Source organism: Gemmatimonadota bacterium (genome assembly GCA_009835325.1).
Classification (GTDB): domain Bacteria; phylum JAAXHH01; class JAAXHH01; order JAAXHH01; family JAAXHH01; genus JAAXHH01.
Genome location: VXWP01000011.1, coordinates 13,653 through 31,368 on the forward strand (window position 1 = coordinate 13,653; position 17,716 = coordinate 31,368).

The 17,716-nt window shown below is 62.3% G+C and carries 16 protein-coding genes, 1 tRNA gene and 2 pseudogenes; 9 read left to right on the forward strand and 10 right to left on the reverse strand.

Annotated features, from left to right (window positions below):
* Positions 1-36 precede the first annotated feature (36 nt).
* Genes F4Z81_01165 through F4Z81_01175 form a run of 3 tightly spaced genes read right to left on the reverse strand, consistent with a single transcriptional unit; the run spans position 37 to position 2,630 of the window.
* Positions 37-1,527: a sodium:solute symporter family protein gene (locus F4Z81_01165; protein ID MXW03657.1), complete on the reverse strand. Its 1,491-nt coding sequence runs from the start codon at positions 1,525-1,527 to the stop codon at positions 37-39.
* Positions 1,528-1,530: 3 nt separating this feature from the next.
* Positions 1,531-1,749, reverse strand: coding sequence for a hypothetical protein (locus tag F4Z81_01170; GenBank protein MXW03658.1), 219 nt, complete (start codon positions 1,747-1,749; stop codon positions 1,531-1,533).
* A gap of 38 nt (positions 1,750-1,787) precedes the next feature.
* A complete protein-coding gene (locus F4Z81_01175; GenBank protein MXW03659.1) occupies positions 1,788-2,630 on the reverse strand; it encodes a hypothetical protein in 843 nt (280 codons plus the stop codon).
* Positions 2,631-2,805: 175 nt separating this feature from the next.
* On the opposite strand from F4Z81_01175, the gene F4Z81_01180 reads away from it, so the two are divergent.
* Positions 2,806-3,609, forward strand: coding sequence for an SDR family oxidoreductase (locus tag F4Z81_01180; GenBank protein MXW03660.1), 804 nt, complete (start codon positions 2,806-2,808; stop codon positions 3,607-3,609).
* Positions 3,610-3,657: 48 nt separating this feature from the next.
* Here F4Z81_01180 and F4Z81_01185 read toward each other — a convergent pair whose 3' ends face one another.
* The 5 genes from F4Z81_01185 to F4Z81_01205 form a co-directional block, all read right to left on the reverse strand.
* The gene (locus F4Z81_01185; GenBank protein MXW03661.1) at positions 3,658-4,362 is read right to left on the reverse strand and encodes an NAD(P)-dependent oxidoreductase; all 705 of its coding nucleotides are present in this window, start codon (positions 4,360-4,362) and stop codon (positions 3,658-3,660) included.
* Positions 4,359-5,585, reverse strand: a complete 1,227-nt coding sequence (locus F4Z81_01190) for a hypothetical protein (GenBank protein MXW03662.1) — start codon at positions 5,583-5,585, stop codon at positions 4,359-4,361. The genes F4Z81_01185 and F4Z81_01190 overlap by 4 nt, the downstream gene beginning before the upstream one ends.
* A 76-nt stretch (positions 5,586-5,661) precedes the next feature.
* Entirely contained in the window at positions 5,662-6,546 is an 885-nt protein-coding gene (locus tag F4Z81_01195; protein MXW03663.1) for a phytanoyl-CoA dioxygenase family protein, read from the reverse strand.
* A gap of 3 nt (positions 6,547-6,549) precedes the next feature.
* The gene (locus F4Z81_01200) at positions 6,550-6,930 is read right to left on the reverse strand and encodes a hypothetical protein (protein ID MXW03664.1); all 381 of its coding nucleotides are present in this window, start codon (positions 6,928-6,930) and stop codon (positions 6,550-6,552) included.
* A 154-nt stretch (positions 6,931-7,084) separates the two neighbouring features.
* Positions 7,085-8,020, reverse strand: a complete 936-nt coding sequence (locus F4Z81_01205; protein ID MXW03665.1) for a heme A synthase — start codon at positions 8,018-8,020, stop codon at positions 7,085-7,087.
* A 138-nt stretch (positions 8,021-8,158) separates the two neighbouring features.
* On the opposite strand from F4Z81_01205, the gene F4Z81_01210 reads away from it, so the two are divergent.
* The 8 genes and pseudogenes from F4Z81_01210 to lepB all read left to right on the forward strand — a co-directional run bounded on the left by F4Z81_01210 (position 8,159) and on the right by lepB (position 14,385).
* Positions 8,159-8,231 (forward strand) — tRNA-Trp (locus F4Z81_01210).
* A 126-nt stretch (positions 8,232-8,357) separates the two neighbouring features.
* On the forward strand, positions 8,358-8,723 hold the full coding sequence (locus F4Z81_01215) for a hypothetical protein (GenBank protein MXW03666.1): 366 nt from the start codon (positions 8,358-8,360) through the stop codon (positions 8,721-8,723).
* Positions 8,724-8,759: 36 nt separating this feature from the next.
* Entirely contained in the window at positions 8,760-9,524 is a 765-nt protein-coding gene (locus tag F4Z81_01220) for a hypothetical protein (protein MXW03667.1), read from the forward strand.
* Positions 9,525-9,601: 77 nt separating this feature from the next.
* The gene (locus tag F4Z81_01225) at positions 9,602-10,813 is read left to right on the forward strand and encodes a CoA transferase (protein ID MXW03668.1); all 1,212 of its coding nucleotides are present in this window, start codon (positions 9,602-9,604) and stop codon (positions 10,811-10,813) included.
* Between the two features lie 170 nt (positions 10,814-10,983).
* Positions 10,984-12,170, forward strand: a pseudogene (locus F4Z81_01230) (hypothetical protein).
* A gap of 47 nt (positions 12,171-12,217) precedes the next feature.
* Complete coding sequence (locus F4Z81_01235) at positions 12,218-12,928, forward strand: permease (protein MXW03669.1); 711 nt, start codon at positions 12,218-12,220, stop codon at positions 12,926-12,928.
* A gap of 132 nt (positions 12,929-13,060) precedes the next feature.
* Positions 13,061-13,195, forward strand: a pseudogene (locus F4Z81_01240) (bclB domain-containing protein).
* Between the two features lie 590 nt (positions 13,196-13,785).
* Positions 13,786-14,385, forward strand: a complete 600-nt coding sequence (gene lepB / locus F4Z81_01245; GenBank protein ID MXW03670.1) for a signal peptidase I — start codon at positions 13,786-13,788, stop codon at positions 14,383-14,385.
* Between the two features lie 13 nt (positions 14,386-14,398).
* On the opposite strand, the gene F4Z81_01250 is transcribed toward lepB, so the two are convergent.
* Both F4Z81_01250 and F4Z81_01255 read right to left on the reverse strand, forming a co-directional pair.
* Positions 14,399-16,702: a M1 family metallopeptidase gene (locus F4Z81_01250; protein MXW03671.1), complete on the reverse strand. Its 2,304-nt coding sequence runs from the start codon at positions 16,700-16,702 to the stop codon at positions 14,399-14,401.
* Between the two features lie 193 nt (positions 16,703-16,895).
* On the reverse strand, positions 16,896-17,429 hold the full coding sequence (locus F4Z81_01255) for a hypothetical protein (GenBank protein ID MXW03672.1): 534 nt from the start codon (positions 17,427-17,429) through the stop codon (positions 16,896-16,898).
* Between the last annotated feature and the right edge of the window lie 287 nt (positions 17,430-17,716).

Sequence of the window (17,716 nt, forward strand, 5' to 3'; positions counted from 1 at the left end):
CGACTATGATCCGACGTACCGAATAATATGTGTCATTTAGTTACAAAAGTCAAGCAATTTCGGTGATCCGAACGAATGGCGGCACCCTGCCCAACTCACCGCCACTCCCACGATCACGTTCAGCGCCAGGCCGAGCACGCCGGCGTGCCAGCCCCAGACCTTGCCCATGCCCGCGAGGGTCAGCCCGGCCGCGAGCGCCGTGCCCGCGGCCATGCCTGCGGCCGCACCTGACGCGCTGAATCGCGGCCACAGCACCCCCAGTACAAACAGCGGGGCAGTCTGGATCAGCACCTCCATCTTCAGCTCGATGAGTCCCCACAGGGTGAGATCCGGCGTCAGGGCGATGAGGACCAGGATGGCCATGATGATCCAGGACAGGCGCTTCCCCCACGCGGTAAGGCGCGCTTCCGGGAGCGAACCCATCCGGAACCGGCCCAGCACGTCCTTGACGAGCAGGGAAGAGAGGCTGAGCAGGACGGAGTCGGCCGTCGACATGATCGCCGCGACGATGCCGGTGAGGACGAGCACGGTCATGACATAGAGCCAGAGCGATTCAGCGGCCCAGACCCGGAGCAGGCGGGGCATGACCTGGTCGGTTTCGACGCCCTCGAGGCCCGATAGCTGCGGGATGGCGAGGATCCCGACGAGCACGACCGCCGAGATGGTGACCAGGGGCATGAAGGCCATGAAGGTGAACGACCGCTTCAGGCTGCGAGTGCTCCGGGCGGCGAAGATGCGCTGAATGGCCTGGGGATAGACGGCGGCGGCGAAGCCTACCAGCAGGATGGTGCTGATCCAGGTACGGATCGTCTCTCCCCCGGGAAGCGCGGCTTTCGCAGGCTGATGGGCGATGACCCACGCCGTCGCTTCACCGAGGCGGTCGCTCCCCGCGACCACGGCGGCCAGCATGCCCAGCAGCCCGACGAAGAGGAGCAGGCCCTGGATGCAGTCGGTCCACGCCACGGCCTGCATGCCGCCGAGGGTCTCGTAGAACAGGATGATGACCGCAAGGATCACGACGCCCGCCCAGAACGGAATGGCGCCCCCGGATAGACCGGATACGATATGCCCAACCGCCAGGAGCTGCGCGAGCAGGTAGTTGGCGATGGCGACCACAAACAGCACGCCGGCGAAGAGGGTCAGTCCGGATCTTCCGTCCGCACCGAACCGATGGGTGATCCAGTCGCCCGGCGTCACGAAGTTGCCCCGCAGCGACGCGCGGTAGAGCGGCGGTGCGAAGAGCAGGTAGGCCACCACGATGGCCATCATGAACCCGACGCTCATGGTCCAGGCGTATCCCAGCCGGTAGGCCTCGCCGGGATAACCGATGAGCGTGTTGCCGCTGTACTGGGTCGCGTAGAGTGTGAAGAAGAGGACCAGGGCGCCCAGGTTCTTGCCCGCCAGGTAGAAGGAGGACATGGAATCGTCCCGGCGGCGGGACCGGGCCACGTATCCCAGGACGATCATGAAGACAAGGTAGGCGGCCAGGAAGGCGAAGGCGCCGGGACCGTAAGGCTGATCCGCCATGGGTTATCCGTCCTCCCGCCAGTACCGGTGTATCACGAACGCGGTGAAGCACGCGATGGCCAGGCAGGCCGCCAGGCAGATCACGACCCAGTACGGTACGCCGATCCAGACGGGTACCGGTTCGATCTCCGGGAGGTACCACGGTATGGAAAGGGCGAAGAGGGCCGCGTAGACGGCCCAGATCCAACGGGGAAAATGTCGGTCGGAAGGGAGAGGATTCATAGATGCATGCGGGGATGTATTCAGGGAAATTCGGTCCGTCACACTCGGACGTACTTGTGCACGAGGTTCTCCACGCCCACCTCGCCCACGTAGATATCGCCGTGCCGGTCGACCCATACGCTGTGCGCGCCGTGGGCTTGATCGACCGGTCCGCCCCGGACGACCCACTGGGCGATGAGCCTGCCGTCCATGTTCATGATGGTGACCCCGCCGCCCTCGCCCAGGAAGACCGTGTCTTCGTCATCGACGAACAGGCCGCAGGGCGCGGGACGCCCCGGCCATTCCGCGAGGAAGCGCCCCTCGGAATCGAAGACCTGGATCCGGTTGTTGGTCTCCCGGTCGGCCACGAGCAGGCGGCCGTCTGACACGGGGAAGATGTTGTGCGGGAGGGTGAACCGGCCGGGCGCGGCGCCCCTGCCGCCCCAGGATTGGACCAAGCCTCCCGACGGAGTCAACCGGTGCACATAACACTGCCCGTATCCGTCGGAGACGTACAGGTCCCCGCAGGCGCCCTTGACGGCGCGCGTCGGCATGTTGAAGGGTTTGCCCGGCTCTCCGGCCCGGTTCGGCTCTCCCAGCGTCTGCAGCAGTGTGCCGTCCGTCGCGAACACCCGGACGGTATGATCTCTGCAGTCCGGAATGAAGATCCTGTCCTCCCCGTCGATCCATATCTCGTGGGGCAGGGCCAGTATGTCGTGACCCCATTCGTCCAGCAGGTGGCCGTCCCGGTCGTAGACCACCACGGCGGGACTCGGCTCCCGGTCGACGACGTAGACCCGGTCCCGCGAATCCACGGCCACGGCCGTGGCGATGCCCAGCGTGCGCTCGGATCCCCACTCCGGCACCTTCTCGTAACAATAGTCTCCGCTCCCCCAGATCATGGTCCGCTCCTCAGGCGAAATGGCTTCAGATCTCTACTCGTGGACCTGCAAGGCGCTACGGCTTACCTGTCGAATCCGTCGGGTACAAAGGCTTTGTCCCGCATGATGGCACGGTATATACTTTGTCGATACACCGTCTAGTAGTCGATACACCGTCTAGTAATTGTCTATAAAGATGAACGACAGGAGTTTACTCATGGGCGTACTCGACAGCTTTTCCCTGGCCGGACGCATCGCCGTAGTCACGGGCGGCGCCGGACCGCAGTTCGGAAGCAGCATCTCCGAGGCCCTGGCCGAGGCAGGCGCCACGGTGGTCGTCGCTTCGCGAGACCTGGAAAACAACCGGCAGTTCGTCGCCGGACTGAACGAACGGGGATTCGACACCCACCCCGAGGCACTGGACATCACAAGTACCGAATCGATCGACGACCTGAAACGACGAGTAATGGACCGTTACGGCCGCGTGGACGTCCTGGTCAATAGCGCCGTGGTCGGCCGCGGCGGCGGTTTCGACGAGCAGACGCCGGACTACTGGGCCGCCAGCGCCCAGGGGAACATGGTGGGGCTCTTCGCCCTTTGCAAGGCCTTCGTCCCCGTCATGGCCGGCCAGGGCAGCGGGAGCATTATCAATATCTCGAGTATCTACGGCGTCGTGGCCAACGACCCCGGCCTCTACGAAGAAACCGGCATGAAGCAACCGCCGGACTACACCTTCGTCAAGGGGGGCATGATCAATTTCACCCGATACATCGCGAACTACTACGGGAAGCAGGGCGTACGGGCGAACTGCATCTGCCCCGGCGGGTATTTCAATGAACAGCCCGGACCGTTCGTGCAACGGTATGAACATCGCGTGCCACTTGGACGCATGCTGGACAACGAGGACCTCAAGGGCGCCGTGGTCTTCCTGGCCTCCGACGCGTCCGGGTACGTCACCGGGGTCGCGCTCATGGTCGACGGCGGCTGGACGTCGCTTTAGACGGACACGGACAGGCGCTTTCGGCCGAGGCCAGACGCGCCAGAAAGATCAGGCTTCCGGATCGATGACGGATTTGTCCTGGGGATAGTAGTCGATCGCCTGGCGGCCGTGATCCAGGTCGTACATGTCCCACGTGCTGTCGGACACACCGAAAACGATCTCGAACCGGATGCCGGGGTGGATGACCGCCCGTTCGAACACCCGCACCGCGTCACCGTGACTGAGGTGGTGGGGATGGCCGGGCAGGTCCCGCTGTTTCTGGAAGTTTCCGATGCGCACGCACACGACCTCCATGTCGAACCGCACCGCGTACATGTATCCCAGGCTTTCCCCGAAGACCTTGCTGATGGAATAGTAGCTCTCCGGACGCGGCGGCATGTCGATCCTGCGGTACACGTCCTGCGGATAGGGCGCCAGCAAGCCGGCCCTGCTGGCGAAGGCTACCCGGCGCACGCCATTGCGATTGGCCGCTTCGAACAGCGTATAGGTCCCGATGAAGTTGGCGTCCAGGATTTCCTCCCACGTCGCGCCGCCGGACGGATTTCCGGCCAGATGGATTATGGCGTCCATGCCTTCGGTGGCCTGGAGCACCGCGTCCATGTCGGTAATATCGCCGACGACCTCGTCATCCATTCCCGGTGTAGGCACCCGGTCGAAACCGCGGAGAGGGTATTTGTCTTTAAGTCCGTTCACGATGATCGTCCCGACGGCTCCCGCCGATCCGGTGACGAGTATGCGGGGTGTTTCGTTCATTCCGACTCCTTGCGCATGAAGGGTCCACGGCGTTCGATCCAGTCGTAGGTCTCCTGCCAGGATGAACTGCCGTCTTCTTCCCAGATGTCCAGCCGGATTCCCCGGATGTTGCCTTCGGTGAAACCGGTCAGCCGGTGGACCGAGGGATACCCGATGGTATAGTAGATGTTGCCGCTGGGCAGGCGGGTCTTCGCGATGTGCCGGGGAAGCTCGGTGATCGGGTTTCCGGCGATGCGCACCAGTTCATCTTCGTCGACGTCGACGCCGAGGCCCGGTCCCTCCGGCACGGGGGAACTGCCGTCCGCCACCTCGATCCGGCCGCCGGTCACGTCTTCTCCGTACTGGTCGTCCAGGTTGACCGTGTACATCACGTTGGGGATCACCGCGCCGAGGTGGAGCGCCATCGCCTTGCTGAGCGTGCCCCCGGTCAACTGGATCACGGTGGAAACGTTCGCCTCGGCACAGGCGAACCCCCGCTTCAGGCTCATGCCGATGCCGTGCTCGCCGACCATGTAGGCATCGGCGCATCCCAGCCCGATCTCCGGACCGCCGCCCAGCTGCGGCACGTGCATCAACAGGGGGATCGACGTCTGCTCGCGCAGGCGCCGCCAGCCGTCCACGTCGCGCCAGGCCAGCGGGTCCTCGATCACGCCGACGACGGGCGATTTCTCGAGGTTATCGACGATGCGCGCCACGTCGGCGAACGAGCGGTTGTGGTTGAAGTCGTAGTGCATCTTGAACCCGGGCGGGGCGACCTCTTCCACGGCACTGTTCTGTTCGTATACATCGTAGTACTCGCCCGTGTGCATCTTGAAGATCATGTACCCTTCGTCCGCGGCGCGCACCACCTCGGCGGCCAGTTCTTCGGGAGAGGCCACGCGGGTCCACGCCGCGACCGGCACCCGGTCCCGCACCTTCTGTCCCATGAGCTTGTAGGCGGGTTCTTCAAGATGTTTGCCCATGAGATCGTACAGCGCGCCCATGAGACCCACGGGATGGCCCGCGGCGATGTGGTCGAAGGGACTGCTGCCCGTCATGCGTTCCACGTCCCGAATGTCCATGGTGACGTGTCCCCGGCTGTCCCCGTAGCCCACCACGCCGTTGTCTGCCGTCACCTTGAAGATCGTCTGCGTATCGATAGTCCTGAACTGGACCTTCTTGTCGGCATTCCGTTCCGTGAGTTTCGGATTGATATGGGTAATCGCGATGTCGGTAATTTTCATGGCCTGCTTCTTTCCGTTAGGTTTCACCCTCCGGTGACCGCACCATTGGGCTTTATGGGTTAATTACAAGTGTATGTCAACGGTTCGCAAGCGATCTGGGCGCTCCCTCCTGGTTCACGCCGTCCCGAACGGTGGTGGCGATGGGCCAACACTGTCCGCCTCTTTTGCGGTACTCGTCTTCCGCCCCGCAGAGCCACGTGAACATCCGTGCGGCCGCGATGGCGCCCTGGAACTGCTCGAACACGCCCGCCGGCGGATCGAATTTGATCGTGTTGAAGTCGATGTCCTCCTCCGTGATCCAGTCTCTCCGCGGCGGTGCGGTCCGCCAGTAGTTGTACTTGAGCAGATTGCGGTATTTGCTCTTTCCCTTTGGACCGGAAGTGGCCCGCGACCTGCGGTGCCAGATCCCGTAGACGGTGAGAAAGATCGTGCCGGCCGGACCGGCCGACGATACGGTCCCCCGGATGGAGCCAAGATGGGCCATCATGGGCGCCTTGTTCCGCATGAAGTGCGACCCGGGCAGCACCACGGTAGGTCCCATGTCCTCGGTGCATTCCTCCGGATAGTAGAAGACCTGAAGGTATTCCAGCCGGTCCGTATAGATTGTGCCGCCGTCCCGGTGCCAGCTCTGGGGCTGGTCGAAGGGCAGGGGACCCCGGTGGTTGCTGATGATAAGCGGCAGGGTGAAGCCGCTTCCCAGAAGCGACCGGACGGCGCCCGCCGCCTGTGGGTTCATGAGCACGCCGTCCACGAAGAAGGACTCCTTCATGATGGGCGTGGGCTCGTAGGTACTGTCGACCCGGTCCAGGAAGTCGATGACCTGCCTGTTGACGTCGTCCGGCACCACACCGGGGAGCATCAGGTAACCGTTCCGGCAGAAATCGATCACCTCGCGGTCCGTCAGCGTCGGATCGCAGTCCATCTTTTCACCGTAAGGCGCTCCGGTCATCGCGTCCTCCATCTGCTATCTCCATCGCTCCAGCACGAACTCGTACCCGAGCCCGTAGTTATCCTGTTCACGCATGGCGAGGGACGTTTCGGGAAACTTGATGATGCGCCAGCCGTCGTCCAGGGCCTCCTTGATCGACCGGTACCGGAATTCGCCGTTGTCGTTGAGCCCGTCGGAATCCGTGCCGTCTTCGTAGATACTGATGCCGACCACCGCTGAATGGGGGTTGGTCGTGGGCGCCTGCAGGTAGAGCAGGCTCTGGCGCCCGTCACCCGGGCCGTGCTTCGCGTCGGCGTTTTCCGCCAGGGCGATCGCTTCGTCGATGTCCTCCCTGGTCAGCACGCCGTCTTCGAAACGTGCTTTGATCGTTTTCAACTGCTCGGTCAGTGGGTCCATCGTTCCTTCTCAGGACGGGTCGGCCAGGGCCTGCCGGAGTACGCCCGGGCCTGCCGGGGTCGGCCGGTGCCTGCCGGGGCTGAAGCGAGACTCAAAAGAGAAACTTGAGCAAACATAACCGGATGGCGGAAATGTGAAAAGAAGAAAACCTTGATTACCGGCGTGACGCCCTGACCATGAGCAGAAACATGCATTCTCCGCAGACCAGCAGCGTGGCCAGCGTGAGGTGAAGGACCTGCACCCCCGGCGGCAGGCCGCCGTAAGCCAGGACGACCCCCAGCGCGATCTGCAGCAGGATGGCGGCCAGGATGAACCGGGCGGCTGCGTGAAGCTTCCCGGCCATACCGTGTCGCCGCACCGCCCGGTAAAGGAGCACGCCGGCAATCAGGACCAGCCAGGAAGAAAACCGGTGCACGTGGTCGACGAGGCCCACCCGGGCCAGCCATTCGCCCCGGGGCAGGCCGCCGTCGTCCTTGATGAAGGGATCGATGCCCTCCCGTACCTGCGTGCCGATGAGGACCTGGATCGCCGTAACGGCCAGGAGCGCAAACCCCAGCCGCAATAGGACGGACCGTCCCCGCCCGGTGAGTTCGACGCGCAGGCGCTGTTCCATGGACTGGAAAGTCACGAAGAGCAGCAGGCACAGCAGGATGACCGCCAGGGCCATGTGGAGCGTAATGATCCCGGGCTGAAGGCCGGACCTGACCACCTGCCCGCCCAGCCAGCCCTGGAAGCCGACCAGCACGAAACACAGGCCCGCACAATAGAAGACCGCCGGTTGCGTCATTCGATATCGAAACGAACGCAGGAAGGTCACGAAGACGAGTATCCCGATGACGACGCCCACGAGTCGGTTGGCGTATTCGGTCCACATCTTGACCGGGTTGAAGTCCGCAGGATCGTAGCCCTTCTCGCGGACATAGGCCATGTCCAGTGCTTCCACGCTCGCCGGCGGCAGCCAGGAACCCCAGCACCTGGGCCAGTCGGGACAACCCAGACCCGCGCCCGTTATCCGTACCAGGCTGCCTACGGTGATCAGGAGTATCGTAGCCGCCAAGGTAGCGAGGGCCGTTTTCTGAAAGGCGTTCATGATTGGGCATCTTAGGCCGCCGCGCCTTTTTCGGCAAGGGATATCGGGTGGTGAAGGACGGGCCCGGCGGCGGAAATTCGGTTGCCAATCCGGGCGCGTCGATGTATCTTGTGCCGTGCAGTTCAAGGCGGTATTTCAAGGGGTATAGCTCAGCTGGTAGAGCGGCGGTCTCCAAAACCGTAGGTCGCGGGTTCGAATCCTGCTGCCCCTGTTCCCTGTCACAGGCCGAGCGCCACCGCGGCCCACAGGCCGAGCGCCACCGCAGCTCACAGGCTGGGCGCCACCGCAGCTCACAGGCCGGGCGCCGCCACGGCCGCCTTGACGGAACGGACGGGCCATGTCTTTCTTCGAAGTGGAAACCTGGATACCCAAGCCCGACCGGAAAGTCGACCACGACGAAATGATCCGTACCTGGTTCGCCTTCGTGGAGGCCCACAAAGACGACCTGTTCCCCGAATGGCGGTCCGCCCGCTACTTTCGCGAGGTGGAACGCAACTCCGGCCGGGCCACGGGCCGCTACGTGATGGTGTTCGAATACGTGTCCCACGAAGGATTCCTCGCGTACAAGGAACGACGCAGGGACTGGTCGGGGCCCTATGCGGAATACAAGAAAGTGGATCCCTACCAGTTCTTCGACCTGGAATCCGTAACCGAGACCTGTTGGATGCCGGAAGAGCAGGACCGTTGGCTGGATTTCACCTGAGGCCCATAAGATACCGCCATCGACACAGGGGTGGCCATGCGTAATCAATATATACTCACGCCGTACTTCCTGGACCGCCATGACGCGGCGCTCCTCGACCTGGCGCAGGACGACTGGACCATAAACGAAACCACGTTGCAGGGCGACAGCGAGATGGCCCGCACTCTGTGTGTGCACCGTCCCCTCGCCGACCGCGTCGCCGAAGCCGCGGAGGCCGGCAGGCGGCCGGTCAGCGTCGCGGGCGACTGTTGCGCGACCATACCGGTCATGGCCGGGCTGCAGCGCGCCGGGATTCAGCCCCTTTTCCTATGGCTCGACGCCCACGGGGACTTCAACACCTGGGACACGACGCCGAGCGGGTTCCTGGGCGGCATGCCGCTGGCGATGATGGTCGGACTGGGCGAGCAGACGATGGTCGAGAACGTGCGCATGGATCCTATTCCCGACGGAGACGTCATCATGTCGGACGGCCGCGACCTGGATCCCGGCGAGCGCAAACTGGTCGAAGCATCCCGGTTGCGGCATGTCCCTGACGTGCTCGGACTCCTTCACTGCGACCTGTCCGGCAGGCCGGTCTACGTCCATTTCGATACGGACATCCTGGATCCGTCGGAAGCGCCCGCCATGGGCTACCCGGCGCCGGGCGGGCCGCCGTCTCCCGACCTGGAGCGCGTGTTCCGCCACCTCGCGGAACACTGCGACATCGCCGCGCTCTCCATCTCGACCTGGCGTTCCAACATGGACGAAGACGGCCGCAGCGGGTCCCTGTGCATGAGCCTCTTCGAAATCCTGACCGGCTGACCGGCGATCCGGCTGACCGGCGATCCGGCTGACTGCGATCCTGCTGACTGCGATCCTGCTGACTGGCGAGTCCTGCCTTGTCTTCCACCGATACCCTCTTCAAAGACCTGATCGTCATCGAGGCCGCGAACGTGCTCGCCGGCCCCGCCGTGGGCATGTTCTTCGCCGAACTCGGCGCTACGGTGATCAAGGTGGAGAACATCAGGACCGGCGGCGACACGACCCGTCAGTGGAAACTACCGGCCGAAGACGAGCACTCCGATGTGTCCGCTTATTTCTCTTCGGTGAACTGGGGCAAGCGGTCTATCGGCGTCGATTTCTCGATTCCGGCGGGGTACGGGGTGATCGTGGACCTGGTACGGCGCGCCGACGTGTTTCTGCAGAGTTTCAAACCGGGCGATGCCCGGAAGTTCGGGCTTGATTACCCGGCCCTGCGCGGCAAAAACGACCGGCTCATCTATGCGGATATCACCGCCTTTGGCGAGGAGGACGAGCGGCCGGGGTTCGATGCCGTCCTGCAGGCGGAAACCGGTTTCATGGGCATGAACGGTACCGAAGCGAGCGGCCCGGTCAAAATGCCGGTGGCCCTCATCGACCTGCTGCTGGCCCATCAATTGAAAGAAGCCCTGCTGATCGCCCTCATCGAACGGATGCAGTCGGGGCGGGGCTCATACAACACGGTTTCGCTGTTCCAGTCCGGCGTCGCGTCCCTCGCCAACCAGGCCGCGAACTACCTGGTGGCAGGATCCGTGCCGGGCCGTACGGGTTCCGACCACCCGAACATCGCACCGTACGGGACGGTGTTCACGACCCGAAACGGGGATCCCGTCGTGCTTGCCGTCGGCACCGACAGCCAGTTCGAGGCCCTTTGCGAGGTACTGGGCATGCCCGAAGCCGCCGCGGACGCGCGGTTCGCCACCAACCAGCAACGCGTGGTCCACCGCGACGCGCTGAACGCGCTGCTGGCGCAACGAATGGCCGAATTGGAAAGAGACGACTTGCTGGATGAGTTACGGGCGCGCAGGGTGCCGGCCGGCGCGGTCCGGAACCTGGACGAGGTCCTTGCCCAGGATTCCGTGGAACCGTTGCTGCTTCAGGGGAAGCGAACCGACGGCGTACCTATTCGCGGCCTGCGCACGATCACCTTCGAAAACGACGCCGTGTCACCGCCTTCCTCGCTGGATGCGCCTCCGGCATTCAATGCCGACCGCCGGTTTGTGCTCGCCGACGTGCTGGGATATACGGAAGAACGGATTCTGGGACTGCAAAAAGCGGGGGCGGTCCTTTAAGTCTAATCGTTTCAAGTAAAACGGCCACTAATCCAATGACCGGATTTCGGTTGCTGGCATAAGGTAAATTGCCGTATATTAGCATGTATTTGAGGCGTGAGGGCGCGAAGCACGCTGTGCACTGATAGGTCATAATCCATTTTGCGCTTCAGAATGCACAGGGAAGCTGGATGGACGTTGATATCGCAGCCTATTGCGCGCGCATCGGAGTCAGCGGCCCATTGCCGCCAACGGCGGCGACACTGCGCCGCCTGCACTATGCGCACATGCTGGCCGTGCCCTTCGAGAACCTCGACATCCATTGGGGCCGGCCGATTGTGCTGGAGGAAGCGCGGCTCTTCGAGAAGCTCGTGACGCAGGGCCGTGGCGGGTTCTGCTACGAGCAGAACGGCCTGTTTGCCATGGCGCTGCGCGCACTCGGCTTCACGGTCGACCTGCTGGAGGCGCGCGTGGGTGCGAATCCCTGGGAGGACGGCCTCCCCTGGGACCATCTTACGCTGCGGGTCACACTGAAGGAACGGTGGCTGGCGGACGTGGGCTTTGGCGATGGATTCCGCGAGCCGCTGTTGCTGGACGAGGCGGGACCACAAGCGCACGCGGATGGTGTCTGGCGTGTGCAACACGACGGCTGTGAGGGCCTGCATTCGAGCCTTACGGCGGCCGGTGCCTGGAAACCCGAGTATCGCTTCCGGCTACGGCCGTGTCAACTGACGGACTTTACGCCCGGTTGCGAACATCACCAGCACTCGCCGGAGTCCCATTTTACGCAGAAGCGCGTGTGTTCGCTCGCAACAGAGACTGGGCGCATCACGCTGAGCGACCTGTGCCTGATCGAGACGGACGGGTTCCCGTCACGGGCTATCGCCGGCAGCGGCAAATCGGAAGCCCCCCGGCGCGAGGAACGGGACCTGGCGGACGAGGCGGAGTTTCTGCGGTTGTTGCGGGAGCGCTTCGGAATCAAAAAGACATGAGCGAATTAATCATTGTAGGAGACCGGGTACTCGTCGAGCAGCATGACGGCGAACAGCTCACCCATTCGGGACTTTACCTGCCCGCCACGGTGACCGAGAAGGAAAAGGTGGGGACCGGAAAGGTCGTCCGCGTGGGACCGGGGCACCTGATGCCCAATCCGGACTACAACGAGGGCGATCCCGTCACGAGACCGGCCGAATCGGTGCGCTATCTGCCGCTTCAGGCACAGCCGGGCGATTTCGCCTTCTACCTGCGCAAGGAGTCCATCGAGATCAATTACCAGGAGAAAACCTATATCATCGTCCCGCACAACGCCATCCTGGCGCTGGTGCGATCCGACGGCAACGTGCTGCAGGACCTCGAGGACCTGCTGGGCGAAGAGTAGCTTTTACTGAAACCGGTTTGTTAACCCGAAATAAGGAGCGTGAGCCAATGAACAGGACGGCGGCCTATAGCAGGGCACAGCAAGGCATACCCGTCGCGCAACTGGGTGTCGACGTGCGCGGGGCTTTTATCACTCGTACCTACACCCATCTTCTCGGAGCGATCCTGGCATTCGCCCTGATCGAGATCTACCTGTTTCAGACCGGCATGGCGGAGTCGATCGCCCGCGTGCTGCTCGGCGGGTCCTGGCTCATCGTACTGGGCGGGTTCATCATCCTGAGCTGGATCGCGTCCCATTTCGCGCACAGTGCGCAGACCAGGGGCGGCCAGTACGGCGCGCTGGGACTGTTCGTCGTGGGCGAAGCCATTATCTTCACGCCGCTGCTCTACGTCGCCGATTCCATGGCGCCGGGCGTGATCAACAGCGCCGCCACGGTCACGCTCCTCGGTTTCCTCGGGTTGACGATCGTGGCATTTCATACGCGGAAGGACTTCTCCTTCCTCGGCGGACTGCTGCGGTGGGGGTTCATCTGCGCTCTCGTGCTGATCGTGGCCAGCGTGCTTTTCGGTTTCCACCTGGGTACGATCTTCACCGTGGCCATGATCGTACTGGCGGGCGGCGCGATCCTCTACGACACATCGAACGTCCTGCATCACTATCCGGAAGACCGGCACGTCGGCGCGGCGCTTCAACTCTTCGCCTCCGTAGCGCTCCTGTTCTGGTACATTCTGCAGTTCTTCCTGTCCTCGAGAGACTAGAGACGACAGGACATAAGGTTCCAACTCACTAATCAGGAAGGAAGTTCCGGTATGTTCAACTACAAGCGTATGAAGACTTCGTTGTCCATAGGCCTGATGGCCCTGGTGCCGGCGCTGTTCGTACTGGCTTGCGAGGGGAAGGTAGGGCCGACCGGACCGGCGGGACCGGCAGGACCGGCGGGACCGGCGGGGGTCGCCGGACCACAGGGGCCACCTGGCACGGACGGCAACACGGGACCGGCGGGACCAATAGGCCCGCAAGGTCCGCCCGGCGACGTACGGATCATCGACCTGGACCTGGTCGGTTCGTGGAGAGCCGTAGGTACGGATCTCGCTCAGACCCTTGCCCAGAACTTACGGGATTTCCTGTTGAACATAGGGGGGCTGGACGAAGCGACCGCGGATGCCATCGTAGCGGAGTTCCTGGCTGAAATCGAAGCAGATCTGGCGAACTCGTCCCTTGGGACACTAACCCTGAATGCCGACGCCACCGCCACCAACCACCTGGATGAATCGGCTGTATGGTCGGCGAACGGCAGTGTACTGATCCTACGACAGGACGACACCGTCGTCTTTCTTGGTAACTACGTGGTCGAGAACGACCGACTGACGCTGACCCTGACCAAGGCTCATGTGCTGCAGTTGATCCAGGCCGAATCCGAAGAGCCTCCGACTCCTGACGAACTGATGTTCTTCGACGCCGTTTTCGGGGAGGATGGCGGGATCAGCTTCTTCTTCGAAAGGGAATAGCCCCGAACACCGCGTTCACCGAACACCACGTTGGCCGGACACCGCATTCACCAGACACGGTGTGCAAAGAACCCGGACCGCGGCCGGCGTCATCAGAAAAGGTACGCATGCACCCCAGGATCAGGACTATCGGCAGGGAAATCGTATCCTTCGGGCTCATCGCGCTGGTCCTGCTGGCGGCCCGGTCGACCCTGGCCGATCACTATACCGTTCCGTCCGGTTCCATGGAATACACGCTCCTGCCGGGAGACCGGATCTTCGTGGCCAAGTACACCTATGGTTTCCGGTTTCCTTTCACGGACTGGAAGCTTACCGAGGGGCGCGAAGTAGAACGGGGCGAAGTGGTGATTTTCGATTCGCCCGTGGAAGACATCCGCCTGGTGAAGCGGATCGTCGCCGTGGGGGGCGACACCGTGTCGGTCCGCGGCGGCCAGGTTTCCATCAACGGCGCACCGATGAGTTCCTACACGGATATGCGGGAGGAGCACTACGGCGAACGCCGGGTCCGCCTGAACCTCAGTTACAGCGGAGGGGAGGATTACGGTCCGGAGATCATTCCCCCCGGGCATCTCCTGGCCATCGGAGACGCCCGGGGAAACAGCAAGGACGGACGGGTCTTCGGTTTCATCTCAAAGGAAGCGGTCTACGGCCGGGCCGTATCCGTCTACTACCGCAGCGACGAAGGCCTCTGCTGGCTGAAGCTGTAGCCAGACGCGGTGCCTACTGCGTTTCGGTCTTCGTTTCCTCTGCCTCTTCCTGCTCTCTATCATCCGCGCGCTGCTGTCGCTGCATCGGGTTTTCCGGCGTCCGGCGACGCTGCTTGAACAGCTGGAAGCGCGTGGGTTTCGACTGCGGCGGCCAGACGTTGTTGCTCAGGTTGGTATCCGCGGTCTCCAGGAAGGGATCGAGGGTGATCCTTTCCACCTGCTGATCCATGACGAACACCTTGGTCACGCGGTCGTCCCGGTACCGCCAGATTTCCGCCGGAATCCGCTGCACTTCCTTCGTTCCGTCCTCGAATTCGAACTCCAGGATCACCGGCATGACCAGCCCGCCGACGTTCTCGAAGGTCAGTTCGTAGAAGTGCTTGCCGCTTTCCAGGATGGCCAGGTCCTCGGGGGACAGGGTCGCCAGGTAGCTTTCATACTCGTCCTGGTCGAGGATGGAAACCTCGAAGGGATCGTACCTGTTGTAGAAATCGACCAGCGTCGAGTCCTGCGCGACCATCGGGTCCGTGATATCGGTCTGGTTGCGCGCGTAGCTGATCCCCCGGTTTTCCTCCGCCCGGTCCGCCCGGGCGATCTCCTTCTCCACATCCGGGTTCCGCGTGTTGATCTGGAACCACTTCACGTCGCCCAACCCGAGATCGACGTGGTCCGTGCTGTAGAACCACCCGCGCCAGAACCAGTCCAGGTCCACCGCGGAGGCGTCTTCCATGCTGCGGAAGAAATCCTCTGGGGAAGGATGCTTGAACATCCAGCGCTGTGAGTAACTGCGGAAGGCATGGTCGAAGAGTTCCCGGCCCATGACGGTCTCCCGGAGGATATTCAGCGCGGTAGCGGGCTTGCCGTAGGCGTTGGGCCCGAGTTGGAACACGGACTCCGAATTGGTCATGATGGGGGATATGCGCTCCACGTCGCCCTTCATATAATTCACGATCTGGTGGGCGGGTCCGCGGCGGGACGGATACTCGGTATCCCATTCCTGTTCGGCCAGGTACTGGAGAAAGGTATTCAGCCCCTCGTCCATCCACGTCCACTGCCGCTCGTCCGAATTGACGATCATGGGGAAGTAGTTGTGGCCGACCTCGTGGATGATCACGCTGATCATGCCGTACTTCGTCCGCTCGCTGTAGGTGCCGTCCGGTTCCGGCCGGCCGCCGTTGAAGCAGATCATCGGGTATTCCATGCCGATGCGGTTCGTGTGCACGGAAATCGACGTGGGATAGGGATAGTAGAAGGTGTACTTCGAATAGACGTCCATCGTATGGGCTACCACCTTCGTGGAATACCGTTCCCACAGGGGGTTGCCTTCCTTGGGATAGAAGGACATGGCCATGACGTGCTGGGGGCCGGACATGACGCCCATGGCGTCCCAGATGAATTTGCGGGAACTGGCGAAGGCGAAGTCACGCACGTTATCGCCATGGAAGACCCAGGTCTTCTTCTCGGTCGCGCGGCCCTTCTCCGCTTCGATGGCCTCCGCTTCGGTCACGATCATGACGGGCTCGTCCGCGGTCCTGGACCGCTCGAAACGCGCCTGCTGCTCGTCGGTCAGCACGTCCTTCGGGTTCTGGAGCACGCCGGTCGCCGCGACGATATGGTCGGCCGGCACGGTAATGCTGACCTTGTAATCGCCGAAGGGAAGGGTGAACTCGCCCCGGCCGAGGAACTGCTTGTTCTGCCAGCCTTCGACCTCGTTATACACCGCCATGCGGGGAAAGTACTGGGCGATGGCGTAGAGATAGTTGTCGTCTTCCTCGAAGTATTCGAAACCGGAACGGCCGCCTATCTTCATACGGTCGTTGATGTTGTACCACCATTTGATCTTGAACGTGAAAGACCGCCCGGGCCGGAGCGGCTCGGGGATGTCCACGCGCATCATCGTATTGTTGATGGTATGGGGAAGCGGGTTGTCGCGCCGGTCCCGCACCCACTCGACCTTGAAGCCGCCGTCGAAGTCGTTCAGCAGCCTGCGCAGCTGGGCGAAGCTCATTTGCCCCGAGACCCGGCTGCCCGCGATCTTGCGCGTGTCCGAGTCCTGTGCCCGCACGTTCTGGTCGAGCTGCACCCAGAGGTAGGCCAGCTCGTCGGGCGAGTTGTTGTGGTAGGTGATCGTCTCGGTGCCGTAGAGGCGCTGCGTCACGTCGTCGAGCTCGATCTCCATCTCGTAGTCCGCCTCGTTCTGCCAGTACTGGTGACCCGGCGCGCCGGAAGCCGTCCGGTACACGTTCGGCGTCGGGGCTTCCTGCTTGATCTGGCGGAACTTGCTCCGGTTGATCGACTCAGGGCCCTTCTGGGCCATCACGGAGGTGGAAAGGCACGCGATGCTCAGCGCGCACACGTAGAAAAGCAGGCGTTTCGCCATGGATGATCTCCTGGTTTCTTTCAGTGTTGCGTTTCAGTCAATACAGATCGATATGAATTATGGAATATACGGTTTGGGCGGGCGCGTGTAAAGGATCATCCGGGGATGGTGAACTGCTCCACTAAACGACCTACGCCTTGGAGAAAAACATGGTCATGACCTCTATATCCTTGAACATGATCCTCAGCAGTTCCGCTTCCTCCTCGTCCTCCGTTTCAAGACCCACAGTAGCCAGCAGTGCAGCTACTGGAAACTGGAGTGCCAGCGTGGTGTCCGTAACCGTGTAACCCACACTGAATGTCTCGCCGTCTGATGTGGTGATGTTGATTCGATTGCCGGACACCTGGAACCGGTCAGGTGGCTCGTTATCGGCAACTACGGTGCCGTCGGCCCTGAAGTTAAGGGTAACGGAGAACGTCTCGCTGGTATCACCAAGCATGTCGGCTATCACCATGTCGGCCTGGCTCGCAGTCAGGCCTTCCCCGACAAGGTATTCCCGCAGGTTGGCTGCCAGTCTGGCATCGAAATCGTTCCCCGTGTATCTCCAGGTGCCGATCAATTTGGCGGCGGGATCCGGTTCCGGGGTCGGCGTCGGGGCCGTCGGCATGTCGTCATCGCCACAGGCCAATGTGAACATGACGGTCAGCATGAATAGAACACGCATGTCGTTTCTCCTGCGGGAAGGTCCCGCTATACTCGCCCGGGAGGACGGATATTCCGATCTGGTGTGTCGTCCGGCAATCTCGTTTCCCGCGGGGTGCTGCCTGGTCACTGAAGTAATACCGGAAGATACATGATATAAGCTCTTAAAATGAACTGTTTTGTACCTTTAATATGACAATACCGTGATATTTACCGATCATTCATGATTTAGGATGATTGTCCTCAAATGAGGTCGCAGACCGTTTACGTCCCAGTCGAAAACGCGATGGATAACCCCCGCGGACATCG